The sequence below is a fragment of the Herbiconiux sp. UC225_62 genome, assembly GCF_042694625.1.
GTDB lineage: Bacteria > Actinomycetota > Actinomycetes > Actinomycetales > Microbacteriaceae > Herbiconiux.
Map to the genome: position 1 here is coordinate 945,109 of NZ_CP170551.1, position 24,584 is coordinate 969,692.

Below are 24,584 nucleotides of genomic sequence, written 5' to 3' on the forward strand. Positions count from 1 at the left end.
ATCCTCCTCGACACCGCGCATCACGTCCAGTTAGCATTCGTGCATGGAATCACAAGTGACGCTGATGCGATCGGACTTCTCGTGATCGACACCCGGAAGCTGCGGATGCTCGCCGAGCTCGAGCGCCGCGGCACGATCGCTGCGGCCGCCGAGGAACTCCACCTCACGGCATCCGGTGTCTCGATGCAGCTCGCCGCGCTCGAACGGGAACTGGGCATCGCCCTCACCGAGCGCGCGGGTCGACGCGTCGTGCTCACGCCGGCGGGCGCGCTGCTCGCGCAGCACGGCCACGACATCCTCGACCGGCTCTCGCTCGCCGAGCTCGATCTCGACGCGCTCCGGCGCGGGAGCGTGGGGCGGTACAGCATCGCCGCGTTCCCCAGCGCCGCGCGCACCTTCGTCGCCGACACCTGGCGGCAGATCGTCGACGACGGCCTCGGTCTCGAGCTACGCCTGATCACACACGAGCCCGAGGACGCCCTGGAGGCCCTGAGGGCCGGCCGGGCCGACCTCGCGGTCATCCACTCCTATTCCAATGTCGCGCGAGATCTTCCGAACGGGGTCGACGCACAGGTGCTCGCCACCGAGCCGGTGCGACTGGCCTGCCGGCTCGACGACCCGGCCTACGACGGCGCTCCCGACGCCGAGCTCGGCGACTTCTCCGAGCATCCGTGGGTCGGTGCGAGTTCAGGGCTCAGCTGCGCCGAGATGGCCGAGCGGGCGTGCGGACTCGCCGGCTATCGGCCCAGGGTGGTCGCGGAGTCGAGCGACTTCGCGGTTCAGCTCGAACTCGTCGCGGCCGGAGCCGGAGTGGCCCTCGTGCCCGACCTCACGATCGATAAGGTACCGGCGGGCGTCGCCCTCCGTCCCCTCGTCGCCACCGTGGAAAGGACCTTTTTCGTCGCCGTGCGACGTGCGTCGGCGGCGGATGCCGGGCTCCGCACCCTGACCGCCCGATTGCGCGACAACGCGATCAGGCGGGTCGCCTCCCCCCGCCCGGCCTGACCGCGACGACGGCTACTCGCGGAAGTACTCGTTCGCGCGCTGCGTGTAGAGGAGGATGAGTCCGATCACGGCGAGCAGCGCACTCACCACCTGGCTCCAGAAGCTGTTGGTGGTGAACATCGAGAAGATCGCGGTGGCGAGCGAGATGACCAGCACGATGGTGGTGAGGATGCGCGCACCGTTGCTGCCCCGCAGCAGACCGAATCCGACGGCGATGGTGATGATGCCGATGATGATCGAGATGATCGCCACGGCGAGGAAGGCCCCGCCCACGACGCCGGGAGCGAACGCCCCGATCAGGGCGATGATGCCCCCGATCAGGGTCAGCAGGCCCTGGATCCAGACGATGACGGCGACGAGGGTGACTCCCCCGGGTCGTGCTGCCATGAGAACTCCTTCGTTCACACCGCACCTCGTCGTGCGGTTGGCACAAAGCTAGCGTCAGGGCGTGAACCCTGCCAAGAGGTTCACCAGGCTCGCCAGGATGACCGACCCGAACAGGTAGGCCAGGAGGGCGTGCCGCAGCGCCGTCATCCGGATGTCGGAGGAGGTGAGGTTCGTGTCGGACACCTGGAAGGTCATGCCGATCGTGAACGCGAGGTACGCGAAGTCGGCGTAGCGGGGCAGCTCGTCCTGGTTGAAGGAGACGCCGCCACGCGTGCCCGAGTAGTAGACGACCGCGTAGCGCAGTGTGTAGAGAGTGTGTACCAGACACCAGGAGAGCACCACGCTGAGCACGGCGATGCCGCTCAGCACATCGCGCTCGACGCCCGCCGCGCCGTTGGAGAGCACCAGCACGTAGATCACTACGAGCACGCTCGCGAGACTCGCCAGGATGAGCAGCACGTCGCTCACGGTGCGGGTCGGATCCTCGCGGAAGGCGTGCTCCTCGGTCTCCCGAGCATCCATCGTGCCGATCGTCGACCAGATCCAGATCAGGTACACCACGCAGGCCGCCGCCCAGCCGGCGATCGCCGCCACCTCGACGTAGCCGAGCAGAACGGATGCCGCGGCCACCGCCAACCCGACTGCGCCCATCACCGCGAAACGCACGCGGGCGTGGCGCATCCGCTCCGTGCGGGATTCTCGTTCTCCCATGGTCCGATCGTCGCACGGCGTCAGCCCGGCGGCGGGAGCACCGCCGCTCCGGCCGCCTCTAGACTTCTGCTGGAGGACAGATGAAGAACACCAGCACCCGCCTGCTGCTCAGTTGCGCGGCGATCGGGGTCGCCGGCGGCCTCCTCTACATCGTGGCGTCGTACCTCGGCGGAACCGTGAACGCGCTGGTGCCGATGCTCTACGGGCTGACGCTCGGGGTGTACTTCCTGCCGGGCGCCATCGCGCAGTTCCTGTTCCGCCGGGGCGGCGTCGCCCTGCTCGTGGCGGTGCTGTCGGGTCTCGTGTCGGCGGCCTTCCAGCCGCTCGGCTTCCTGGCCGCGCTCATCGCGGTCGGAATCGGAGCCCTGCAGGAGCTGCCCTTCCTGATCTTCCGGTACCGGCGCTGGCCGGTCTGGCTCTTCATGGCCGGGGCCGTGCTCTCCGGTGTCGTGCTGGCCATCGGCATGTACCGCCTCGTCGGCGCTCGCGACCTCGATCCGGCCGGAGCGATCGTACTCGTGATCGGCTCGGTGCTCTCGCCCGTGGTGTTCACGCTGCTCGCCATCGCCATCGGACGGGCCCTCGCGGCGACGGGCGTCGCCCGCGGCATCGCGCGCCGCGCGGACCGGCGCTAGTCGCCGCCGGCCTCCCCTTCGGGAGGAGGAAACGCGAACGACCGGCCCCACGAGGGCTCGTTGCGCGCAGCTCCTCCCGAAACGCACCGGACACCCGGAGCGGAGACGTCGACTCGGCGCTACTGCGAGGCGAGCAGCGAGTCGTCGGTGAGCAGCAGCGGCGCATCCGTCACCGGCACGTCGACGTGCATGTGCGTGCAGGAGTCGTCGAACTCGGTCCAGTTGGTGAGCTGCAGCTTGATGCCGGCGGAGGCGCGGCACTGGGCCTGGCCGACGTGTGCACCCACGGGCATCACCGGGTCGAGCAGGCTGATCAGCTTGAGCGTGCCGGCGTCGGTGCCGTCGAGGCTCTTGTTGTTGAGCAGGTAGAAGTCGACCGCGTGGCCACCGCCGTCGACGTAGTGCGACGAGCTGGTGCCCGCGCCCTCGATCTGGCCGGTGCACTTGCGGTTGATGTCGCTGACGCCCACCTGGTCGAAGTTGCGCACGGCGATGGCGATGATCTCGAGCACCCGGTAGTCGACGCCGCAATCGGGAACGGTGACGCCCTGGGCGATCCAGCGGATCTCCTTGATGTGATCGGGTGTCGAACCGACGAGCTTGCCCGAATCGACCGCGTTCACGAGCTCCTGCGCGAGCGAGCGACCCACCAGGAGCTGTGCGGTGGAGTACCCGGCGGCCTGCAGCTCACCGGCATCGGTGACACCATAGCCGTCGCGGTTGACGACCTCGGAGGCCGAACCCGCGGTGATGAGCTGCTGCGGTGCGGGTGCGGTGCCCGCGGTGAGACTGAGGTTGACCACGTTGGCGTCGACGGGGCTCGCCGACACGGTGGAGGGGATGGCGGTGACCGCTGTGATGCCGAGCACGAACGTCATGGCGACGGCGGTGAGCCCGGCCTTCGCCCAGCCGCCGCGTCCGCGACCGGCACGAGGCTCCCTGGGCGGGCGGCCGGCGCCGGAACGTCGGCGTGAGCGGGAGCCGCGGCTCGCGGCGGCACGCGTGCCGCCCGCTGCGGCGTCGGCAGCGGCCAGATCGCTCGGCGAGGCCGGAGCGGAGAGGGCCAGCGACGCCGACCGCGCCACGAACGGCTCGACGGATGCGCCGGAAGACGAGGTCGCCGTCGCGTGCGCGGGAGCGGCGTCAGCCGCGGAAGCGAAGGTCGCGGCGGACGTCGCGCCGAACATCGAGGCGATGCGGGCGGTGGGGTGAGACGCGGAGGCGCCCGAATCAGACGCGGAGGCTGCGGACGCGCCGCCGGAATGAGATGAAGAGCCGGTGAGCGCGGCACCCGAGAGCTGCGCTGAGGCAGTGGCGGCGGCCGGGCCGGCCTCGGGCGCCCCGATGAGTTCCGCCTCGAGGAGTTCCGCCTCGACAACCTCGGATGCCGCGACGGCCGACTCGGATGCCCGCCGACGGTCGCGACGACCCGGCCGCGCGAGGTGCAGGGCGGGCTCGGTGACCGGGAGCTCGTCGACCGACGATTCGGGCACGACCGGCTCGAGCGCGAGCTCGAGTGCCGGCTCCAGGGCCCCGGAGTCGAGGGCGGCGATCTCCAGATCGGCGATCTCCTCGAGCTGGAGTTCCGCCTCGCGGGCGCGCAATTGCTGCTCACGATCGCGCAGTTGACGGCGGGTGAGCGGCGCGGGTTCCGCGACGGGCACGATCACGATCTCGGTGGTGACGACGGGAACCGGTTCGGCAACGGCTTCAGCCGATGGCATCGCGGCTGTGGCGGCCGCCGCTTCGGCGGCGATCCGCTCGCGCCGGCTCATCGGCCGGGATTCGGCCGGCCGCACCGCCGGTGCATTCCGTGCCTCGCGCTCGAGGGCTGCTTCGCGCAACTGCCGCCGGGTGAGCGGGGTCGACGAACCGACGAGTCGCTCTGTGCGAGCCGACGTCTCGTCGGATCGCGATTCCGGGTTTGTCAAACGAAGTGCTTTCGGGGTCTTACGGGTGGCCGTTCCGCGGGCAGCGAAGAGGAACCGGGGGCCTTACGAGAATAGCGGCTGCTCGCTGGAAAAACCCAGAGGGCGAAGACACTTCCCCCCGGAACCTCTCTCTGAGCAGAGGAAGGCTTACCTAAGCTGGGACCAGGGAGCGACGAGATCCGCTGCCCCGAAACCGCCCGAGAGGCGCCATGAGCCTGAGCCTTCCCGTCATCCGGGTGACGGATGCGCGCATCCGCCACGAGGGGAACCGACGGCCCACGCCCGACGGCGTGACCTTCGACGTGCGCTCCGGCGAGGTCGTTCTGCTTCTCGGGCCGTCCGGCAGCGGCAAGTCGACACTCGCCCTGGCGCTCGACGGCCTCATCCCGCACGCCGTTCCCGCCACGATCGAGGGCACGGTGGTCGTCGACGGCGTCGCGACCACTGACACGACGGTCGCCCGGCTCAGTGAGACGGTGTCGATGGTCTTCCAGGACCCCGATGCCCAGATCGTCACGGGAACGGTGCTCGACGAGGTGTGCTTCGGGCCGGAGAACCTCTCGCTCCCGGTCGACGACGTGATCTCCCGCGCCGAGAGCGCCCTGCGGCAGGTGGGCCTCTGGGAACGACGGGGCGAGAATCCCGACCGGCTCTCGGGCGGCGGCCGGCAACGACTCGCGATCGCGTGCGCTCTCGCCCTCCAATCCCCTGTGATCGTCCTCGACGAACCCACCGCGAACCTCGATCCGGTCGGAACCGAGGAGGTGTACGCGCTGCTGCGCGAGCTGGTGCGGGGTGGCGATCACGCGATCGTGCTGATCGAGCACGACCTTGATGCGGCGATGGCGATCGTGGATCGAGTGGTGGTGATCGACGGGACGGGGCGGCTCGCCTTCGACGGCCCGGCCGAGGACGTGCTGCGCGACCACGTCGACGAATTGATCGCCCTCGGTGTGTGGCTGCCGAACGCCACGCTCGCCGGCCTGCGCCTGCGGGCGGCCGGTCTCGCCGTGCCGACGCTCCCGCTGACCCCGGCCGAGCTGACCGCGGCCCTCGACGCACTACCCGTGGGCGCGCCCGACGGGGTCGCACCGACCCTCGCGTCCTCCGCCTCCGCGCCGGCGCCTGATCTCGCCGCGCCCGTCGAGCCCGCCATCCGAGTGACCGGCCTGCGCGTCATCCGGGGACGGACCGAGATCCTGCACGGGATCGACCTGGACGTGGCACCCGGCTCCTTCGTGGCGGTGGTCGGCACGAACGGCGCCGGGAAGACCACATTGCTGCAGGCGATCGCCGGGGTCGTCCCCCCTCCCCGAGGGGCCATCGAGGTGCTCGGTCTCGACCCCGCTCGCACCGACGTCCGCACCCTCGCCCGCACGATCGGTTTCGTCTTCCAGAATCCCGAGCACCAGTTCATCCGCGCCACGGTGGCCGAGGAGCTCGCTCACGGCCTCGAACTGCAGCGGGCGCCATCCGCCGAGATCGCCGAGCGGGTCGACCGGATGCTCGCCCGCTTCGGCCTCACCGAGCACCGCGACGCGCATCCCTTCCTCCTCTCCGGCGGGCAGAAGCGCCGGCTCTCGGTGGGCACGGCGCTCATCGCGGGAGCGCCGGTGCTGGCGCTCGACGAGCCGACCTTCGGCCAGGACCGCGAGCGCGCCGCCGAACTGCTCGACATCGTCACCGAGCTCAACCGGGAGGGCACGACGGTCGTCGTGGTCACGCACGACCTACAGCTCGTGGCCGATCATGCCTCGCACATCGTAGTGCTCGACGACGGGCGGGTCGCCGCCTCCGGAACGACCGCCGAGGTGCTGAGAGGCGAGGCCCTCGACCGAGCCGGCCTGCTCTCGCCGCCGCTGGCGCGAGCGTTCCGTGCGGCCACCGATCCGGGCTGGCACACGGTCACCCGCCTGCGGGATCTCGCCTCCGCACCCGACGCCGCCTTCGCCCCGGCGCCCACCGAACCCGACGGCAGCGCCCCATGACCCGAGCCGCTCTTCCGACAGGACGGCTCGCCCGTGACCCTTACGCGGACGCGCCCGATCACGGGCCGCTCCGATTCCTGCACCGCCTCAACCCGCTCGCGAAGATCGCCGGACCGTTGCCGGCGATGGTCGTGCTGGTCGTCTCGACCGATCCGGGCATCCCGATCGCCCTGATCGTGCTCGCACTGGTGCTGCTTCTCGTCGGCGCCCACCTCTCGGGCCGTGCGCTCGTCGGCCTGCTCGTGGTGGTGCCGCTCGCCACCGCTGTGCTCTCCGTGAGCCTCGGACTCTGGACGGATGCGTCGCGCGTCGACACCACGCCCGTGCTCTTCCAGGTCGGCGACTACCGCTTCTACGCGGGCTCGCTCCTGGTGGGCGCGACGACCGCGTTACGGCTCGCGGGCATCCTCACCCTCGCCCTGATCGCCGGGCTCACGTCCACCGGCCCCGATCTCGTGCGCGCGCTCGTGCAGCAGCTCCACGTGCCCTACCGCGTGGGCTACACGGCGCTGGCCGCGTATCGCTTCGTGCCGCGCTTCGCTCACGAGCTCGAGGTCATCCGGCAGGCGCATCGGGTGCGCGGGATGTCCGCCGGGCGCGGGCCGATCGCCGCGGTGCGCCGCGCAGTGGGCACAGTCGTCCCGTTGCTGGCGGGCGGCATCCGGCACGCCGAACGTGTCGCTCTCGCCATGGACTCCCGGGCCTTCGGGGCCTCGCCCACGCGCACCGAGCGTCACCTCGTCCCGTTCCGCGCCCGCGACTGGGTCTTCCTGGCCGCCTTCTGGCTCGCGACGATCGTCATCGTCGTCGCCGCCTACTGGGCCAGCGAGTAGCAGCAGCAAGCCTCCGATCAGGGACCCCGAGCCACCCTCCCGCCTGCATTGCGGAAAGGTAACATGTATGATCTACTTGAAGAGCTCGCCGCCCCGGGAGCAAGTCGTCAACGACGTCGACCAGAAAAGGACACGGCACATGGTTCTCACCTCCGAGCGTTCGCACTCCGCACGGCGCAGGTTCCGCTCACTCGCCCTCGCCTCCGGCGCCGTCATCCTCGCGGTGATCGCGAGCGGGTGCGCCGGCAACTCCACCGCCACGTCGTCGGGCGAGTTCGGCTTCCCCGAAGCCACGCAGCAGGCCGACAGCACCATCACGGTGTGGGTCGACAACACGCGCGTCGCGGCCGCGGATGCGTTCAAGAAGGCACATCCGGACGTGCCGATCGAAGTCGTGACTTACGATGGCAGCGCTAACGGCTCGAACAGCTTCCAGACCAAGATCCAGCTCTTCGACAAGGCGAAGAAGGGATGGCCCGACGTGGTGTGGTCGACGCAGACGAACGACGCCGCCTGGGCCAGCCAGTCCACGCCCGGTTCGCAGCCCTTCGCGGCGCAGCTCGACGGCGGTCTGGTCGACGACACCCTGATCGACGGGTTCTCCGCCGGCGCCCTCGACCCCTGCACCATCGACGGCAAGGTCTACTGCCTGCGCAACGACCTCGCGCAGAACGTGCTCTGGTTCGACCAGACGCTCTTCGACCAATTCGGCTACACCGTTCCCACCACCTGGGAGGAGTACGAGGAGCTCGGCAAGAAGGTCGCCGCCGAGCACCCCGGTTACATCATCGGGTCGGCCGGAGACGCCTGGACCCCCGAGATCTACATGTGGGCCTCGAAGTGCCAGGCCGGTGACGTGACCGCGGTGCGCGAGATCACGGTCGAAACGACGAGCGAGGAGTGCCAGCGGATGGCCGACCTGCTCGACACCTCGATCGCCAACGGCTCCATCACCACCGAGAGCGTCTTCAGCCCCACCTTCGTGCAGAAGTACAGCGGAAAGGTGCTCGCGATGCCCGGCCCGGTCTGGTACTCGGGCGCGATCTTCAACAGCCCCGACTCGCTCAACGTCCCGGCCGGCCAGATCGGCGCGGCCACGCCTCTCACCTGGGAGGGCGAGGACGTCGTGACCGGCAACGTCGGCGGCGGCACCTGGTACATCTCCAGTCACTCCGCCAACCTGGATGCCGCGAAGCAGTTCGTGGAATTCGTCGCCACCAGCGACGACTACCAGGTCGAGCTCAACCCGGGCCTGCCGGCCTTCCAGTCGGCCGGCGAGAAGTGGGTCACCAAGCAGGTGGACAGCGGATACTTCGCCAACGATCTGAAGGCCATCACCGATTCCGCCTCGCTGGTCTGGCCTGGCTGGGGCTCGCCGACCTTCAGCCAGGAGGCCGTGTGGGCGAAGACCATCACGCCGGTCGTCACCTCCGGCGGAAAGATCTCGGACACGCTCGAGGAGTGGGGTCAGGCCATCAAGGACCAGGCCCAGGTCAACGGCTACAAGGTGAACTGACGTGACCGTCACCGCGCCACACGTCGAGGCGACCGTCGGAGCCGGGGACACCCCCGCGCCCGGCCGGTCGCCTCGGCGCGCCGGCCGCCTCCGAGCGCGGCGGGGCAACTCCACCCGCAGCCCCATCGGCTACGTCTTCATCTCGGGCTACACGGTGCTGATGCTCGCCTTCGGCGTCTTCCCGGCCCTCTACGCCCTCGTCCTCTCGGTCACGACCATCGACGGCTCCTTCGCGGGCTTCGACAACTTCGTGAAGGTGTTCGAGGACTACCGCTTCCTCCCCGCCGTCGGGCACGTGGCCGTCTATCTCGTGATCTGGCTGGTCAGCCTGCTCGTGCTCGTGGTGCTGCTCGCTCTCGTGGTGCACGCCATCCGCATCCGTTGGCTCTCCAACGCCTCGCGCTTCATCTTCTACATCCCGGGGGCGTTGGCCGGGGCATCCAGTGTGCTGCTCTGGTTGTTCGTGCTCGACCCCTCGGTGAGCCCCGTCGGCTGGCTGCTGCAGGCCATGGGCTTCGAGACCTTCGTGCAGACCATCAACCCGGCAAACCTGCCTGTGGTGTTCACCATCATCGCGTTCTGGACCGGTGCCGGCGGCTGGATCGTGATCATGTACGGCGCCCTCAACAACATTCCGGTCGAGGTGATGGAGGCGGCGAAGATCGATGGGGCGAACGCCGTGCAGACGGCCGTGCGCATCCAGCTGCCGATGATGCGGAAGTGGATCAGCTACATGGGCATCATGTCGCTCGCCGCCGGCACCCAGCTCTTCGTCGAGCCGCAGCTGCTGTCGCAGGCGTCGAACGCCGTGGTGGCCAACGACTACTCGCTCAACCAGCTCGCCTACCTCTACGCCTTCCAGCAGAACGACTTCAACGGCTCGGCCGCGATCTCGATCATCCTGCTCGTGATCGCCCTGGGGCTCTCCGCTTTCTTCGTCGCCCGCGGCGGACTCTTCGAGAAGGACTGACCGATGACCGCAACCCTTCCCGCCCGGCGCTCGCGCGTCTCGCCCGGCCAGTGGTCGGGCCGCTTCGTGGTCTCGCTGCTCCTCTTGGCCTTCGGCCTCTTCTTCGCCATCCCGATCGTCTGGCTGCTGCTCTCCACCACCAAGTCAGCGGCAGAGCTCATCAAGGGCAACCCCTTCTCCTTCGGCTCCTTCGAGGGGCTGGCCGCGAACTGGAACGCTCTGATCGGCTTCCAGGACGGCGCGGTGGGCGGATGGCTCGGCAACTCGGCCCTTTACGCGATCGTGGCGCTCGTGATCACCCTCGTGGTGAGCATCCCGGCGGGCTACGCCCTCGCGCTGACCGAGTTCCGGCTGCGCCGCGCGCTGCTGGTCACCACCCTCGTCGTGATGCTCATCCCGAACACGGCGCTGGTGCTGCCCGTCTTCCTCGAGCTGAACACGGTGGGACTGATCGGTTCGCCGCTCTCGGTGATCCTGCCGTTCTCGTTCTTCCCGTTCGGCGTGTACCTGACCTACATCTACTTCTCCACGTCGATCCCGCGCGATCTGCTGGCGGCGGCCCGGATCGACGGATGCTCCGAGCTCAGCGTGTTCACGCGCATCGCCCTGCCGCTGGCGTCACCGGTCGTCGCGCTCGTCGCGTTCTTCAGCTTCGTGCAGAACTGGAACAACTACTTCCTGCCCTTCGTGATGCTGCCCGCGAGCGATCAGTACCCGATGCAGGTCGGGCTCACCTCGCTGCTCGCCTCGACGCCCGCGTTCAACCCGTCGTCGGCGGGGGCGGCATCCGTTCAGCTGCCGACGTTGGCGCTCGCCACGATCATGTCGGTGCTGCCCGTGCTCATCGTGTTCTTGTTCTCGCAGCGGTTCCTGGTGTCAGGGATGACCGCGGGCGGCACGAAGGAGTAGGGCGTTGCCGCGCCGGCCTCGTCAGGCGTCGGCATCGCGGCCGCGCACCGGGAGGCGGCGGCGCTGCCACGACCCCTCGATGTGCGCCTTCATGGCGTCTTCGGCCGCCGTCGGGTCGGCCGCCGCGATCGCATCGAGCACGGCGGTGTGCTCGTCGAGGGTGAGCTCGAAGGCGTGCTCGGGGTCGCGGCCGTGGTAGCGGCTGCTCTCCAAGGCCCGGTGGAACAGGGTGCGTGCGATGCTCGACGCCAGGCGAGAGCCCGAGATCCGCATCACCAGGGCATGGAAGTCGATGTCGGCCTGACGGAAGGCGGCGGGATCGTCGATCGTGTCGCGCATCCGCTGCAGCGAGTCGCGGAGTTCACCCACTGCCTGGGAGTCGGCCTGCCGGGCCGCGTCGCCCGCCATGGAGGTCTCGAGGCCGGCGCGCACCGCGCTCAGCTCGTCGAGGATGCCGAGCGAGTCGTCGTGCTCGATCATCGCGCCGAGCACGACCGGGTCGAGGAGATTCCACTCCGAACTCGGGTTGACCGTGGTGCCGCGCCCTTGCGACACAGTGACCAACCCTTTCTCCTCGAGCCGTTTGACGGACTCGCGGATGACCGTGCGGCTCACCCCGAACTGGTTGGTGAGCGGCACCTCGGGCGGCAGCAGGTCGCCCGGAGCGAGCACCCCGGTCACGATGACGTCGACGAGCTGACTCACCACCGCCACGCCCAGGCGTGCGGCCGGCGGACGCACGGCGAGCGACGGGATGCCGATGTCGGGGAGCGACGGAGAACTCATGACCCGAGTTTAGGGCGAGCCGCCCGAACGTCATACGTCACCACACCGGATGATGATCTGGAACATATGATGTATGCTGTTTCTATCGACTCGACGACGAGCCGAGCTCCGCAGAACAGGACGACATGAAAATCACGGGCTACACGAGTCTCACCACCGTGCACGACTGGGGTCGCCCGGTCGGCGACGTCAACGGCATCGTCGACGCCGGGGTGACCGAGGTCCCGATCCTGCTGCTGCACACCGACGGTGGGCTCACCGGCGTCGGTCTCGGCGCCCACACCGACATCGCCCGCGTCTTCCCGGCGATCGAGGGCGAAGACCCCCGGGCCGTCACCGCCCTCTACGACCGGATGCTCGCTCGTGTCTTCAAGACCGGTCACGCCGGCGCGACCTTCGGCACCATCGGCGCCGTCGACATCGCGCTCTGGGACCTCAAAGCGAAGATGGCCGACGAGCCGCTCTGGCGCACCCTGGGTGCCTGCGACCGCTTCGTGCCGGGGTACGCCTCCGGTCTCGACATCGCGCTCACCGACGACGAGCTGGTGACCCTGTACGAGCGCTACGCGGATCACGGTTTCGCGAGCGCGAAGCTCAAGGGCGGCCGCGACCCGGAGACCGACATCGCCCGCCTCCGGGCCGTCGGCGACGTGCTCCGACGCAACACCCCCCGGCCCGCCCTGATGCTCGACGCCAACGAGTCCTGGAACCGCAAGCAGGCGGTGCGTTACGTCTCCGAGGTGGAGGCGCAGGTGCCACTGACCTGGATCGAGGAGCCGGTGCGGCGATGGGATGCCGAGGGCAACGCCGTCGTGGGCCGGGCGGTGCGGGCATCCGTCGCCACCGGGGAGAACCTGGTGGGGCTGGAGCAGTACGGCCCGCTTCTGGATGCGCATGCCGTCGACGTCGTGCAGGCCGGCATGATCTGGGGCATCACGCATTTCCTTCGTGTGTCGGCGATCGCGCACGCCCGCGACCTGCCGGTGAGCCCCGTGAGCTACAACGGCAACCCCGTGGCGCACGCGGCGGCGGCGGTGCCCAACCACCTCACCACCGAGGTGCAGGACCTCGCGCATCCCGTCGGCCTCACCGTCGACCAGACCTTCTCCGATGGCGGGATCGTGCTCGGCGATGCTCCGGGGCTCGGGATCACGGTCGACGTGGAGCTGATCGGCACTCTCGACACGAGCGACGGATGGCGCATCCCCGCCGGGCCGCACGTGCGCCCGGCCCGCGCGGGGTTGCGCCTCACGCCCGAAGGCTGATCTCCTCGGCGGGTTCTCCCGCGTCGATGCGCTTGCCACGGCGGCCGGGCAGGGACACCACGAGCACGGCCACCACGACGAGGCCCGCGGCGATCGGGGTGGTCCAGTCGACGGAGTGACCCGACCCGGGTGCGATGAGGTCGATCGCGATCGACCCGCCGAGCTGACCGGCCACCGAGCAGAGCCCGAGCAGGAGCACACCCGTGGTGCGGACGGCTGTGGCGAGGCCGAAGATGAAGGTCACGCCGAGCGGGCCGCCCAGGTAGAGCCACCATTCGGGCGGCAACGCCGTGGGAAGCCCGCCGACGAGCAGGGCGTGCACGAGGGCGATGATCACGAGCACGGTCGACCCCGTGATGAAGTTGAACAGGGTCGAGGTAACGGCGGAACCGGCCGCGTTCGCGACCCGTCCGTTGGCGGCCTGCTGGGCGGCCACGACGGCGCCCGCGATCACCGGGAGCACGAGCATCCAGAGCGGGATGTCGGGCTCGAGGTGCGAGAGGATCGACCAGATCACGACAGCCAGCGCGATGACGGCACCGAGCACCCGCCGGAGGGTGAGGTAGCGCACGCCGCCCGGGCCGAGCCCCGCGCGGTCGACGAGCAGTCCGCTGACCGTCTGCCCGCCGATGAACGCGACCGTGAACAGCGAGACGCCCACGATCGCGGAGGCGAGTCCCTGCGAGAGCACGAAGACGGCGCCGCCGAGTCCGGCAAAGAGGGTCCAGACCGGCAGGCGGTGCTTCTTCACCTCGGCGAAGGCGTGACGCGTGCCCTGCCGGGCCGAGCGCATGAACGCCACGATCACCAGAACGATGACGAGGCCGATGGTGAAGCTCATCGCCGCCGCGGTGAACCCGTCGCCGAGCCGTCGGCCCAGCTCGCCGTTGAGGCGCGACTGGGCGGCCATCAGCACCCCGCACACCACCGCGACGACGACCGCCGCCCCGAGGGGCAGGCGGCCGAGGTGCGCGCGGGACTGGGAGGACATGATCTCCGCAGATCCTATCGGCTTGCTACTATGAGCAAATGTCAGTTCTCGAACAGCGCCATCGAATGATGACGGCCGCAGTGATAATCGGAGTGTCAGTGGTCGCCCTGAGCCCGATCGCCGCCGAGGCGGCGCTGCCCGGCGCGGCCGAGACGCAACTCCTCTCGGTGTCGAGCACAGGCGCGGCGGGCGACGCCGCGTCGTCGGCCCCCGTCATCTCCGCCGATGGTCGGTTCGTCGCGTTCTCCTCGAACGCGACGAACCTCACCGGAGTCGCGGGCGGCGTCCGGCAGATCTACCTGCGCGATCTCGCCGCCGGAGTCACCACGCTTGTCAGTACGGGCGCGAGCGGCGCCGGCAACGCCGATTCGACGATGCCCTCGATCTCCGACGACGGAGGCGTCATCGCTTACAGTTCGGCTGCCACGAATATCGTGGGTGCGGCGTCGACTGGCATCCCTCAGGCGCTCGTGTGGACCCGGGCGACCGGTGTGACGACCGTGGCCAGCTACAGCGACGCGCTGGCCACAGCGAACGCCGCTGTCTCGGAGATCACGCTGGCCGGAGACGGACGCTCTGTGGCATTCACCACGTCGGCGACCAACCTCGCCGCCTACGACACCCGGGGATTCGACCAGGTCTACGAACGGGATCTGGCGGGTCGCACGACGATGCTCGTGAGCCATGACCCGTCGTCTCCCTCTCTGGGTTCCTCGGAAGGTGCGGGCGCCCCCTCGATCTCCGGCGACGGTGGCTTCGTCGCCTTCTCGAGCAGGGCCGCGTTGAGCGGATTCCCTCGCACCGGAACCAACCAGATCTTCCGCTGGCAGCGGAGCAGCCGCGCCATCGATTTGCTGAGCCAGAGCACAACAGGGGGTCCGTCCGGCGACGGTCTGGATTATGCGGCGTACCCCTCGATCTCCCACGACGGGAATGCCGTTGCGTTCACGAGCAACGCGCACGATCTCATCGCGGATCCGACGAGCGGACTCCAGGTCTATCTGCGTGACGCCGCAAAGGGAATCACTCGTCTCATCAGCGCCGGTGTGCGCGACGGGAAGCCGGCACACGGCATCTCGCAGTCCGCGGCGATCTCAGCCGACGGCTCCTCGGTGGCCTTCCTTTCCACCGCTCCCGACCTCACGCCGGACGGCCGGGCGTACGGCGACGTCCGCCAGGCCTACGAACGCGATCTCGCGTCGGGCGTCACCTCGTTGGTCAGCCGTCCGTCGGCAGGTCCACCTGGGGGCAATGATGATTCGCTCCTGCCGTCGATCTCCGGAGACGGCGCCCTGGTCGCCTTCGCCTCGTTCGCCACGAATCTGGTGTCCGGCTCTCCGGGCGACACTCAGGTCTACCTCCGCAACACCACGGAGTCGCCGGGCGCAGTGCGGATCGGCGGTGCCGATCGATTCGCCGTGTCCGCCGCGGTCTCCGCCGACACCTTCGACCCGGGAGTGCCCGTGGTCTACATCGCCAGTGGAGCGACCTTCGCCGACGCCCTCTGCGGATCGGCCGCGGCCGGTGCGCAACGGGCACCTGTCCTCCTGGTCGCGAAAGACACCATTCCCGACGTCGTCGCCCGGGAGCTCCGCCGACTGCTCCCCGAGAAGATCATCGTCCTCGGCGGCACGAATACGATCGACCCTTCTGTCGAGATCGCTCTCTCCGCGTATACGCCGACAGTGACGCGCATCGCCGGCGCAGATCGGTTCGAGGTGTCGGTCGGAGTCTCGTCGAGCGTGTTCGGCACGTCGGCGCCCACGCCGGTCGCGCTCGTCGCATCGGGAGCCGTCTTCCCGGATGCGCTCTCGGGCTCCGCGGCCGCGGGTTTCGCGGGCGCGCCCGTGTTGCTGGTGGGCAAGAACGTGCTGCCTCCCGCCGTCGCGAACGAACTGCAGCGGCTCGCCCCGGCCGGCATCGTGGTGCTGGGCGGAACGGACACCGTCGACGAGGCTGTGGTGGCATCGCTGTCGGCGATCGCCCCCACCACGCGGATCGCCGGCGCCGATCGGTTCGCGGTGTCGGCCAACGTGTCCGCTGCGACGTTCCCCGTCGGAACGCGGACCGTCTACGTGGCGTCTGGCGCGGTGTTCCCCGATGCTCTGTCCGGCTCGGCAGCGGCGATCCGGAGAGTGGGGCCCGTCTTGCTCGTCGCCCGCGACGGCGTGCCCGAACCGGTTCGGGCCGAGCTCGCCCGCCTCAAACCGACCCGGATCGTCGTGCTCGGCGGCCCAGCCACGATCTCCGACTCGGTCCTCGGCGAGATGCAGAAATACGCCGTGCCGCCCTCGTGATGTGTTGGTCGGGAAACGGCAAACGCCGGCCGCCGCCCCGAAGGGCAGGCGACCGGCGTCGGCGGGTGAAGCGGCCGCCTACTGATCAGCGGCGAGCTCGCTCACCAGGCTGTCGCCGGGGGCGACCGTGATCATCTCGGCCTCGATCTCGGCGCGGCCGAGCAGCTCCTGCATGCGGCGTCCGCGGCTGCGCGGGATGAGGGTGACGACCGTACCCTTCTTGCCGGCGCGACCGGTGCGGCCGGCGCGGTGCAGGTAGGTCTTGTACTCGTCGGGCGCGTCGGCCTGGATGACCAGGTCGATGTCGTCGACGTGGATGCCGCGGGCCGCGACATCCGTCGCCACCAGCACGCTCACGCGGCCGCTGGTCAGCTGCTGCAGGTTGCGGGTGCGGCGCGACTGGTTGAGGTCGCCATGCAGGCTCGTGGCCGGTAACCCGGCGTCCTCGAGCTGCTCGGCGAGCATCTCGGCGTAGGCGCGGGTGCGCGAGAAGATGAGCGTCTTGCCCTGGCGATCGGCCAGCTGCTTGATGATCTCGCTCTTGTCGCGGCTCTCGACGATCAGCACGCGGTGGTCGATGGTCGACGAGGCCTGGTCTTCACCGGCGACCTCGTGCACGCTCGGCTCCACCAGGAACTCCTCGACCAGCGTCGCGACGCCCTTGTCGAGCGTGGCGGAGAAGAGGAGCTTCTGCCCGCCGTCCTTCGTGTGACGCAGGATGCGCTGCACCGGCTCGAGGAAGCCCAGGTCGCACATGTGGTCGGCCTCGTCGAGCACCGTGATGGTGACCTCGGAGAGGTCGAGGCGGCGCTGCTCGATCAGGTCTTCGATGCGGCCAGGGGTGCCGATGATGATGTCGACGCCGCGCTGCAGGGCGCCAACCTGGCGCGCCTGGGGAACACCACCGTAGATCTGGGTGGTGAAGAGGCCGACGGCGCGGGCGATGGGCTGCACCGTGCGGTCGATCTGCAAGGCTAGCTCGCGGGTGGGAGCCAGGATGAGCGCGCGGGGCTTGCGGCCCGGCTTGCGGTTGGCTCCTCCGCCGTTCTCCATCAGGCGCTCCACCAGGGGGGCGCCGAAGGCGATGGTCTTGCCGGAGCCGGTGCGGCCGCGGCCGAGGACGTCGCGGCCCTTCAGTACCTCGGGGATCGTGGCGGACTGGATCGGGAAGGGGCTCTCGGCGCCGAGCTCACCGAGCACGCGCACGATGTTGCCGCCGAGACCGAGGCTCGCGAACGTCGCGCCCTCGACCTCTTCGGCCAGTGTGGCCTGGGCTTCGAGACGCTCGAGCACCACGTCGTCGGCGTGGAAGTTCTGCTTGGCGTCGCGCGAGGGGTAGAAGTCGCTGCCGCGGTCATCGCGGTTCGGGCGGTCGTAGCCGCCGCTGCGGGGAGCGCGGTCGGTGCGCGGCGCACGGTCGTCGCGGTCGAAGCTGCGCTTCGGGCGGTCGTCGTAGCTGCGAGCCGGACGGTCACCGTACGCGGGACGCTCGGCGCGGGCGGGGCGGTCACCGTACGCCGGGCGCTCGGCGCGGTCGCGGTCGCGGTTGTAGGCGGGACGCTCGCCGCGGTCGCCGTTGTAGGCGGGGCGCTCGCCGCGCTCCTTGTAGGCCGGGCGGTCAGCGCGATCGCCGCGGTCAAAGCCGCCGCTGCGGGGGGCGCGGTCGTCGCGGTCGTACGACGAGCGGGCCGGACGATCGGCGCGCTCACCGGGCCGGTAGTCGGCTGTCGGCCGGGCGCTGCGGTTGTAGCCGCGGTCGTCGGTGCGGGGCGGCTTGCCACCGGTGGGGCGATCGGATGCTCCGCGCTCCGCGGCTGCAGCAGCGCGGCGCTCCTCGTTGCGAGCGTCGTTCCACTTCTGGCGGTCGGTGCGCTGGCCGCGGTCGTGCCCGCGGCGCTCGCCGTCACCGACAGGGCGCTCGGCGCGGTCGTAGGACGGGCGCTCGTAGGACGGACGGTCGCCGCGGTTGTACGCGGGTCGCTCGGAGCGGCCGGTGCCGGTGCCCGACTGGTGGAAGCCGTTCTCGCGGCTCGGCCGCTCGTAGCCTCCGCGTGCCGGACGGTCGCCGTAGGACGAGCTACGGTCATAGCCGCCGCGCTCGCCATCGCGAGCAGGACGGGCCGGACGGTCGTTGCGGTCGTTGCGGTCGTTGCGGTCGTTGTACGACGGACGCTCCGTGCCACGGCTCGAGGGAGCAGCACCGCGGGCGGCACGGTCATCCGAGTTCCAGCGCTGCTTGCGCGGCGAGGTCTCGTCGACGGCCTTGTAGCCGCGATGTCCGGGGCTTCGGCTGCCGGCCTTCGGTCCACCCTTGGCGGACGTGCGCGGCTCGTAGTTCTTGGCGGCCTTGTAGCCACCCGACTTGTTTGTTTTGGGCATGATTCTTTCCGGGTTTATTCAATTGCGCGCACTTCTCCACACCGTTCTCGCGCTCGCAAGCGCTCGTGTTGAAGTGCAAACTAGAACCCGGTTGTTTCGTATCCGGGGCCGTGTCGTACGCGACATTCACCAGTGACCAGCGCAACAGCGCACTGACTGGGAAACCGGCCCACCAGACTTACAAAACCCTTCCGCGATGCAACTCGCGGTGTCCAGAGCCGACCGATCCACATTACACGAACCGCACCGTTCTGTCGATCGCGGTTGCGTCGACCCGGGAACGCTTTCTGGTTAAACGCTCAGCTGAGCTGATAGTGGGCTGCCGCGCGCTCCCCGCTTGCCGATGATGGGTCGTGGCCGGGTCCGCAGGATGGTGACGGATGCGGCTGGTTGGGAATCTGCGACCCGCTTTGTTCGAGCCGGCCACGTTTCATTGTTGGCAAGCGCGGAGCGCGCGGCAGTCCGTCGGGGTGGGTGCCTCAATGTCGGTGGCTGCTGGTTGAATAAAGCTCATGAAGGGTTTGTTCGTGGTCCGCACCGAGGAACTCGACGCGCGCCTGGATGCCGCGATCGATGAGCTCCACGACATCGACCGGGCCACCGCGAGCCTGGACGCCCGCCGGGCCCGGTGTCTGGCGGCGGTGGCGGAGATCGCGGATGAACGGGCCGCTCTCGTCGCGGGTGGGTCGGCGGTGCGGGAGGGGGAACGGCGCCTGGTCGCGGTGGAGATCGCGACCGCGACCCGCCGGTCAGAACGCACCGTGGCGGGGATGATCAACGATGCCGAGCAATTCGTCCACGACTACCCCGCCACCCTGGCCGCGCTTTCCGACGGGCGGGTGTCGGGGTTGCATGCCCGGCACCTCATCGCGCACACCGCCACCCTCCCCGCCGACGCCCGGGCCGGGTTCGAGACCCGACTGCTCGCCGAGGCCGCCGCGCTGCCCCCGCACCGCTTCAACGAGCGGGCCCGCCGTCTCCGGGAGACCGCCCACCCGGAATCGATCACGGTGCGTCACCGGCAGGCCCGGGAGGAGCGAAGCGTGTGGTTGTCGCCGGAGTGTGACGGGATGGCGACCCTCACCCACTACCTTCCCGCGGTGGACGCGGTCGCGATCGACGACCTGGTCGACAAGATCGCCCGCGCCGAACGGTCCGACACGGACCCGCGCACCCACCTGCAACGCCGCGCCGACGCCCTCACCCGCCTGATCCTCACCCCCGACAACCCCGCCCGCCCCGCGTCGATCACCGCGAACGTGCTCGTCACCATCCCCGCGGCAACGGTCGCCGGCGTCTCAGACCAGCCCGGCGACCTCCACGGGTACGGCCCCATCGACCCCGATACCGCCCGGGCGATCGCCGCGACCGCCCCTACCTTCCTCCGCGTCCTCACCCACCCCACAACCCGGGAACCCACCATGATCACTCGGCACTGGGGCCGCCCCATCGCCGACCACCCCGCCACCGGCACCCCGACGAGCGGTGACAGCGACACCTCGGGCACCACCGGCACCTCGGTCACCCCCACCACCGACGGCGCACCGGTCGGCGGCCACCCCGACGCCCGCGTCGGCGGCGGGCGGGACCGGTACAGTGCTCCGCCCGAACTGCGGTTGGTGCTCGCCGCGATCGATCAGACCTGCCGGTTCCCCGGATGCAGCCGACGCGCGAACCGGTGCGAACTCGACCACACCCGCGACTGGGCCCACCACGGCACCACCACCCCCGACAACCTCACCTACCTCTGCTCCCGCCACCACCACCTCAAACACGAAACCCGCTGGACCGTCCACCCCCACCCCAACCGACCCCGCCACCTCAACTGGCAAAGCCCCCACGGCCGCAACTACACCACCGCACCACCACCAGCACCCGCCGACGGGTAGACAAAGGCGCGCAGCCACCGGGGCACGCCTAGCCCTCCGACGGCGCCCGGGCGCGCCCAGATCGAAACCGCGTTCGCTGTACCGGATCCTGAGTCCTCAGAGCCAGTCGCGGGCGCGGCCACCCGGAGGACGAATCCGCCAGTGGGCCTCGAGGCAACCGACGCGTGCCGCGACAAGTCCGGATGCGACGGCCATCGGCGCCGTCGTCGGGGAAACCCGCAGCGGTCACGACCGCACCGCCGACCTCGAGGTGCTCGACGCCCTCGCCCACACCGACATCGTGCGCGCCGCCGCGGCCCTCGCGGGCGTGCACCACTCGACCATGCAGGCGCGCGCCGCCGATCTGGCCGAGGCGCTCGGGTTCGATCCGCGGACGCCCAGCGGACGCGTCAGGCTCAGCGACGCCCTCCGGCTCCACCGCCTCGCGACGGCGCGCTTCGACTAGCGCCGGGCGCTACTCGACGACGAGGTAGCGCGTGAGCGTCGGCGGCCCGGCGAGGATCGCGCCGAGGTCGCTGGCGCCCTCCGGCGTCGCGCGGAAGGCGCGGTAGGCGTCGTCACGCTCGATGCTCGTCCACTTCTCGAGCAGCACGATGTGGGCGGGGTCGTCGACGTCGACGATCACGTCGACCCCGAGGCATCCGTCGAACGCCCGGGTCACCTCCAGCACACGGTTGATGCGGTCGACGGCCTCGTCGAGGAACTCCGGGGCGATGGTCAGGTCGAGCAGAGAATTCACGGTCATGGCACAACACTATTCCGCGGCGGACGCCCGCGTCCGGCTCTCGGTCAGAGCTGCGGCACGACCTCGCGCGCTAGGAAGTCGAGGTGGTCGAGGTCGGCGAGATCCATGATCTGCAGGTAGACCCGCTCGACACCCTGCTCGCGCAACGCGCCGAGCTTGTCGACGACCTCGGCCGTCGTGCCGGCGAGCCCGTTCTGCCGCAACTCCCCCGGCTCGCGGCCGATCGCCGCGGCACGGCGGGCGAACTCCGCGTCATCCGCTCCCGCCACCGCGATCTGGGCGACGGAGTAGACGATCTCGTCGGGATCGCGACCGAGTTCGACACAGGCCGAGCGCACGTTCTCGAACAGGCCCGGAATGGAACCGGGCTCCGGGAACGGGATGTTGAACTCGCTCGCGAAGCGGGCCGCCAGAAGGGGTGTGCGCCGGGCTCCCTTGCCCCCGACGAGCACGGGGAGCGGGGACTGCACGGGCTTGGGCAGGGCCGGCGAGTTCTCCAGCGTGTAGTGCTGCCCGTGGAAGGAGAAGGTCTCGCCGGGCTCGGTGGCCCAGAGTCCGGTCACGATCTCGAGCTGCTCCTCGAGGAGGTCGAATCGCTTCGCCGGGAACGGGATGCCGTACGCGCGATGCTCCTCCTCGAACCAGCCGGTGCCGAGGCCGAGTTCCGCCCGGCCGCCCGACATCTGGTCGACCTGGGCCACCTGGATCGCGAGGATGCCGGGGTAGCGGTAGGTCACCGAGGAGACCAGCGTGCCCAGACGGATGCGCGAGGTCTCGCGGGCGAGCCCGGCCAGCGTGGTCCAGGCGTCGGTGGGGCCGGGGCCCGGATCGCCGTCGCCCATGCGCAGGTAGTGGTCCGACCGGAAGAACGCGTCGAAACCGAGGCGTTCGGTGGCCTGGGCCACCGCGAGGAGGTCGTCGTAGCTGGCGCCCTGCTGGGGCTCGGTGAAGATTCTGAAGTCCACCCGTCAAGCCTAGGTGCTACGCCATCCGCCTACCGGCTGAGCGCGGTGGGTCTCCCTCGCGGACCGGTGGCCCGCAGCGCCCCGGCCAGCCCGGCGCCGCTGAACACGAGGGTGGCGACGAGCACCACCCCGATCGGCAGCGTCCAGGCGCCGGTGGCGTCGTGCACGGCGCCCACGAGCGTCGGGGCGGTGGCGCCGAGCGCGTAGCCGACGCCCTGGATCATCGCGGAGAGGCGTCGCGCGTGGGTGCCGCTCATCGCGAGCTGCACGATGAGCATGAACACGATGGTGATCCCGCCGCCCTGCGCGACCCCGCCGAGGAAGCCCCACAGCAACCAGGTCGAGGGCGCGAGGATCATGCCGAGCGGGAAGCTCACCCAGAGTGCCGCGACGCCGATGAAGGTGATCGGGATGCCGATGCGTTTCGAGAGCAACGGAACGCCCAGTGCTCCGACGACGGCGGCGATCTGGAAGATCGAGGAGCTGCTGCCCGCATTTGCCGCCGTGTACCCGAGCTCCTGCTCGAGGATGGTGGGGAACCAGGCCGTGAGCCCGTAGTAGGAGAACGCCTGCCCCGCGAACGCCAGGGCGAGCAGCACTGCCGAGAGGTTGCGCCAGGTACGCGGCTCCTCGCCGGTGAGCGTCACCGAGCGGGTGTCGATCACGACCGTGTCGACCGCTCCCGTCTCCACCGAGCGCCGCACCGGCCCCCAATGGAAGGCGCGCCGCGGTCCCACTGCGACGAGCCAGGCAACGGCGGCGAGCACCACGAAGCCGAGCCAGGCGAGCAGGGCGCCGCGCCAGCCGAACACGACGGCGAGCGGCACGGTGGCGAGCGAGGTGATCATGGAGCTCACGTTCATCGCCGAGGTGTAGGCGCCGGTGACGATGCCCACGCGCTCCTCGCGGATGTCGCGGCGGATGATCACGGGGATGACGACGTTGCCGATCGTGATGAACGCGCCCATGATGATCGTGCCCGCGAAGGTGGCCTCGAGTCCCCCGGCCGAACGCACGATCGAGCCGATCCCCACGCCGATGATGGCGATCGTGGTGGCGAAGTTGGCGCCCGCCTTGCCCACGAAGATCGACGCGAAGGGCGTGATCAGGGCGAAGCAGAGCACCGGCAGGCTGGTGAGGAGACCGGCCTGAGCCGCCGTCATCGAGAGGTCGTCGCTGATGGTGCCCGTGATCGGCGCGACGGCGATCAGCGGGCCCCGCAGGATGAAGCCGATGAAGACGATGCCGACCACCAGCATGGTGGGGAACCCGGCCCGCGAAAGCGACTTCATCTGCTGGTTCCTCGTTCCCGGAGTGCCGTGCGCGACGGCGATCCGTCATCGGCTGTTCATCTCGGGGTTATCTCCGATACTACGCGTAGCGTTGGAGGCGACACTTCGCAGAGGAGGATGCAGTCATGCGCACACTCATCGTCGGCGCCGGTGCGATCGGCGGATTCTTCGGGTCGCGACTCATCGCCGCCGGGCGCGACGTGACCTTCCTCGCCCGCGAGAACCGGGCCGAATCGCTGCGGCGCGACGGTCTGCGCGTCGCCGGCCGGCTGCCGGACGGCGGACCGGACGCGGTCGAGATCTTCTCCGGCATCCGTGCCATCTCGGTGGGTGACCACGACTCGTTCGACCTCGTGCTGCTCGCCGTGAAGTCGTATGCGCTGCACGGCGTGATCGACGACGTCGCGCCGTTCGTGGGGCCCGAGACGACGATCCTTCCGCTCCTGAACGGGATGAAGCACCTCGACACGTTGACCGAGCGCTACGGATCGGAGGCCGTCATCGGCGGCCTCTGCGTCGCCTCCTCGCAGCTGCTGGGCGACGGCACCGTTCAGTTGCTCCTGCCCGGCACGAGCATGACCTACGGGGATCTCGACGGGTCGGTGGGGGCGCGCATCCGGGCGGTCGACGAGACGCTGCAGGTGCCGGACCGCGACGGCGCGGAGTACACGGCGAAGCTGTCGGAGCACATCCTTGCCGATATGTGGGTGAAGTGGGTGTTCCTCGCCTCGGGCGGGGCCGTCACCACGCTGATGGGCGGGCCGGTCGGACGCGTCGCCGCCACCCCGACCGGGCCGGAGACGGCGCGCGCGATCGTGGAGGAGTGTGCGGCGGTGGCCGCGGCATCCGGCTACCCGCTGAGCGCGCGGGTGGTGGATGCCGCGATCGAGCGTGTGACGGAGCAGGGCTCGCCGTTCACCACCTCGATGTACCGCGATCTCGAGGAGGGGCGGCCGATCGAGGTGGAGTCGGTGATCGGCGACCTGGTCGACCGTGGGAGCGCGCTCGGGGTGCCGACGCCGCTGCTCGGGGCGTGCTACGCGCGGTTGTGCGTTTACGCGAACGCGCTGCCCTAGGGCTCTCTGCTCGG

General features: G+C 69.9%; 21 protein-coding genes. 12 read left to right on the plus strand and 9 right to left on the minus strand.

Features of this window, described 5'->3' with window-relative positions; all coding sequences use genetic code 11:
• Positions 1-81: 81 nt before the first annotated feature.
• Positions 82-1,005 (plus strand): LysR family transcriptional regulator, encoded by a 924-nt coding sequence (locus tag ACFJGU_RS04650; RefSeq protein ID WP_382308072.1) that lies wholly within the window; start codon positions 82-84, stop codon positions 1,003-1,005.
• A 12-nt stretch (positions 1,006-1,017) separates the two neighbouring features.
• Here the strand turns inward: ACFJGU_RS04650 and ACFJGU_RS04655 are convergent, their stop codons facing one another.
• Positions 1,018-1,392, minus strand: coding sequence for a hypothetical protein (locus tag ACFJGU_RS04655; RefSeq protein ID WP_382308074.1), 375 nt, complete (start codon positions 1,390-1,392; stop codon positions 1,018-1,020).
• A gap of 54 nt (positions 1,393-1,446) precedes the next feature.
• Positions 1,447-2,103, minus strand: coding sequence for a DUF1345 domain-containing protein (locus tag ACFJGU_RS04660; protein ID WP_382308076.1), 657 nt, complete (start codon positions 2,101-2,103; stop codon positions 1,447-1,449).
• Between the two features lie 80 nt (positions 2,104-2,183).
• On the opposite strand from ACFJGU_RS04660, the gene ACFJGU_RS04665 reads away from it, so the two are divergent.
• Positions 2,184-2,738 carry an ECF transporter S component gene (locus tag ACFJGU_RS04665; protein ID WP_382308078.1) on the plus strand — a complete coding sequence of 185 codons (555 nt, stop codon included), beginning with the start codon at positions 2,184-2,186 and terminating at the stop codon, positions 2,736-2,738.
• A gap of 119 nt (positions 2,739-2,857) precedes the next feature.
• Here the strand turns inward: ACFJGU_RS04665 and ACFJGU_RS04670 are convergent, their stop codons facing one another.
• Positions 2,858-4,669, minus strand: coding sequence for a hypothetical protein (locus ACFJGU_RS04670; RefSeq protein WP_382308080.1), 1,812 nt, complete (start codon positions 4,667-4,669; stop codon positions 2,858-2,860).
• A gap of 209 nt (positions 4,670-4,878) precedes the next feature.
• Between ACFJGU_RS04670 and ACFJGU_RS04675 the strand changes: the two genes are divergently transcribed.
• The 5 genes from ACFJGU_RS04675 to ACFJGU_RS04695 all read left to right on the plus strand — a co-directional run bounded on the left by ACFJGU_RS04675 (position 4,879) and on the right by ACFJGU_RS04695 (position 10,885).
• Positions 4,879-6,657, plus strand: coding sequence for an ABC transporter ATP-binding protein (locus ACFJGU_RS04675; RefSeq protein WP_382308082.1), 1,779 nt, complete (start codon positions 4,879-4,881; stop codon positions 6,655-6,657).
• Positions 6,654-7,490 (plus strand): energy-coupling factor transporter transmembrane component T family protein, encoded by an 837-nt coding sequence (locus ACFJGU_RS04680; protein WP_382308084.1) that lies wholly within the window; start codon positions 6,654-6,656, stop codon positions 7,488-7,490. The genes ACFJGU_RS04675 and ACFJGU_RS04680 overlap by 4 nt, the downstream gene beginning before the upstream one ends.
• A 139-nt stretch (positions 7,491-7,629) precedes the next feature.
• A complete protein-coding gene (locus ACFJGU_RS04685; RefSeq protein WP_382308086.1) occupies positions 7,630-9,006 on the plus strand; it encodes an ABC transporter substrate-binding protein in 1,377 nt (458 codons plus the stop codon).
• Between the two features lies 1 nt (position 9,007).
• Positions 9,008-9,976, plus strand: coding sequence for a carbohydrate ABC transporter permease (locus ACFJGU_RS04690; protein ID WP_382308088.1), 969 nt, complete (start codon positions 9,008-9,010; stop codon positions 9,974-9,976).
• A gap of 3 nt (positions 9,977-9,979) precedes the next feature.
• Positions 9,980-10,885: a carbohydrate ABC transporter permease gene (locus tag ACFJGU_RS04695; protein ID WP_382308090.1), complete on the plus strand. Its 906-nt coding sequence runs from the start codon at positions 9,980-9,982 to the stop codon at positions 10,883-10,885.
• A gap of 21 nt (positions 10,886-10,906) precedes the next feature.
• Here ACFJGU_RS04695 and ACFJGU_RS04700 read toward each other — a convergent pair whose 3' ends face one another.
• Positions 10,907-11,671, minus strand: coding sequence for a FadR/GntR family transcriptional regulator (locus tag ACFJGU_RS04700; RefSeq protein ID WP_382308092.1), 765 nt, complete (start codon positions 11,669-11,671; stop codon positions 10,907-10,909).
• Positions 11,672-11,796: 125 nt separating this feature from the next.
• Between ACFJGU_RS04700 and ACFJGU_RS04705 the strand changes: the two genes are divergently transcribed.
• Entirely contained in the window at positions 11,797-12,936 is a 1,140-nt protein-coding gene (locus tag ACFJGU_RS04705) for a mandelate racemase/muconate lactonizing enzyme family protein (RefSeq protein ID WP_382308094.1), read from the plus strand.
• On the opposite strand, the gene ACFJGU_RS04710 is transcribed toward ACFJGU_RS04705, so the two are convergent.
• A complete protein-coding gene (locus ACFJGU_RS04710; RefSeq protein WP_382308096.1) occupies positions 12,920-13,927 on the minus strand; it encodes a DMT family transporter in 1,008 nt (335 codons plus the stop codon). The two genes, ACFJGU_RS04705 and ACFJGU_RS04710, sit on opposite strands and share 17 nt — an antisense overlap.
• Before the next feature lie 98 nt (positions 13,928-14,025).
• On the opposite strand from ACFJGU_RS04710, the gene ACFJGU_RS04715 reads away from it, so the two are divergent.
• Positions 14,026-16,224: a cell wall-binding repeat-containing protein gene (locus ACFJGU_RS04715; protein WP_382308098.1), complete on the plus strand. Its 2,199-nt coding sequence runs from the start codon at positions 14,026-14,028 to the stop codon at positions 16,222-16,224.
• A gap of 78 nt (positions 16,225-16,302) precedes the next feature.
• On the opposite strand, the gene ACFJGU_RS04720 is transcribed toward ACFJGU_RS04715, so the two are convergent.
• Complete coding sequence (locus ACFJGU_RS04720) at positions 16,303-18,603, minus strand: DEAD/DEAH box helicase (protein ID WP_382308099.1); 2,301 nt, start codon at positions 18,601-18,603, stop codon at positions 16,303-16,305.
• A 527-nt stretch (positions 18,604-19,130) separates the two neighbouring features.
• Here ACFJGU_RS04720 and ACFJGU_RS04725 point away from each other — a divergent pair.
• Positions 19,131-20,492: a DUF222 domain-containing protein gene (locus tag ACFJGU_RS04725; RefSeq protein WP_382308101.1), complete on the plus strand. Its 1,362-nt coding sequence runs from the start codon at positions 19,131-19,133 to the stop codon at positions 20,490-20,492.
• A 250-nt stretch (positions 20,493-20,742) separates the two neighbouring features.
• Positions 20,743-20,937, plus strand: coding sequence for a helix-turn-helix domain-containing protein (locus ACFJGU_RS04730; RefSeq protein WP_382308103.1), 195 nt, complete (start codon positions 20,743-20,745; stop codon positions 20,935-20,937).
• 9 nt (positions 20,938-20,946) lie between these two features.
• Here the strand turns inward: ACFJGU_RS04730 and ACFJGU_RS04735 are convergent, their stop codons facing one another.
• From ACFJGU_RS04735 to ACFJGU_RS04745, 3 genes are read right to left on the minus strand one after another with little or no spacing between them, the layout of a single operon-like run.
• Positions 20,947-21,237 (minus strand): putative quinol monooxygenase, encoded by a 291-nt coding sequence (locus tag ACFJGU_RS04735; RefSeq protein ID WP_382308105.1) that lies wholly within the window; start codon positions 21,235-21,237, stop codon positions 20,947-20,949.
• Between the two features lie 44 nt (positions 21,238-21,281).
• Positions 21,282-22,202, minus strand: a complete 921-nt coding sequence (locus tag ACFJGU_RS04740; protein WP_382308107.1) for an LLM class F420-dependent oxidoreductase — start codon at positions 22,200-22,202, stop codon at positions 21,282-21,284.
• Between the two features lie 29 nt (positions 22,203-22,231).
• Complete coding sequence (locus ACFJGU_RS04745) at positions 22,232-23,494, minus strand: CynX/NimT family MFS transporter (protein WP_382308109.1); 1,263 nt, start codon at positions 23,492-23,494, stop codon at positions 22,232-22,234.
• Between the two features lie 125 nt (positions 23,495-23,619).
• Between ACFJGU_RS04745 and ACFJGU_RS04750 the strand changes: the two genes are divergently transcribed.
• Entirely contained in the window at positions 23,620-24,570 is a 951-nt protein-coding gene (locus ACFJGU_RS04750) for a 2-dehydropantoate 2-reductase (protein ID WP_382308111.1), read from the plus strand.
• Positions 24,571-24,584: the final 14 nt, after the last annotated feature.

What these genes read in the sequence shown, in the direction of transcription:
- ACFJGU_RS04655 (WP_382308074.1), bottom strand. Translation starts at nt 1,392, where the DNA reads ATGGCAGCACGACCCGGGGGAGTCACCCTCGTCGCCGTCATCGTCTGG.
- ACFJGU_RS04660 (WP_382308076.1), bottom strand. Translation starts at nt 2,103, where the DNA reads ATGGGAGAACGAGAATCCCGCACGGAGCGGATGCGCCACGCCCGCGTG.
- ACFJGU_RS04665 (WP_382308078.1), top strand. Translation starts at nt 2,184, where the DNA reads ATGAAGAACACCAGCACCCGCCTGCTGCTCAGTTGCGCGGCGATCGGG.
- ACFJGU_RS04675 (WP_382308082.1), top strand. Translation starts at nt 4,879, where the DNA reads ATGAGCCTGAGCCTTCCCGTCATCCGGGTGACGGATGCGCGCATCCGC.
- ACFJGU_RS04680 (WP_382308084.1), top strand. Translation starts at nt 6,654, where the DNA reads ATGACCCGAGCCGCTCTTCCGACAGGACGGCTCGCCCGTGACCCTTAC.
- ACFJGU_RS04685 (WP_382308086.1), top strand. Translation starts at nt 7,630, where the DNA reads ATGGTTCTCACCTCCGAGCGTTCGCACTCCGCACGGCGCAGGTTCCGC.
- ACFJGU_RS04695 (WP_382308090.1), top strand. Translation starts at nt 9,980, where the DNA reads ATGACCGCAACCCTTCCCGCCCGGCGCTCGCGCGTCTCGCCCGGCCAG.
- ACFJGU_RS04700 (WP_382308092.1), bottom strand. Translation starts at nt 11,671, where the DNA reads ATGAGTTCTCCGTCGCTCCCCGACATCGGCATCCCGTCGCTCGCCGTG.
- ACFJGU_RS04705 (WP_382308094.1), top strand. Translation starts at nt 11,797, where the DNA reads ATGAAAATCACGGGCTACACGAGTCTCACCACCGTGCACGACTGGGGT.
- ACFJGU_RS04710 (WP_382308096.1), bottom strand. Translation starts at nt 13,927, where the DNA reads ATGTCCTCCCAGTCCCGCGCGCACCTCGGCCGCCTGCCCCTCGGGGCG.
- ACFJGU_RS04720 (WP_382308099.1), bottom strand. Translation starts at nt 18,603, where the DNA reads ATGCCCAAAACAAACAAGTCGGGTGGCTACAAGGCCGCCAAGAACTAC.
- ACFJGU_RS04735 (WP_382308105.1), bottom strand. Translation starts at nt 21,237, where the DNA reads ATGACCGTGAATTCTCTGCTCGACCTGACCATCGCCCCGGAGTTCCTC.
- ACFJGU_RS04745 (WP_382308109.1), bottom strand. Translation starts at nt 23,494, where the DNA reads ATGAAGTCGCTTTCGCGGGCCGGGTTCCCCACCATGCTGGTGGTCGGC.
- ACFJGU_RS04750 (WP_382308111.1), top strand. Translation starts at nt 23,620, where the DNA reads ATGCGCACACTCATCGTCGGCGCCGGTGCGATCGGCGGATTCTTCGGG.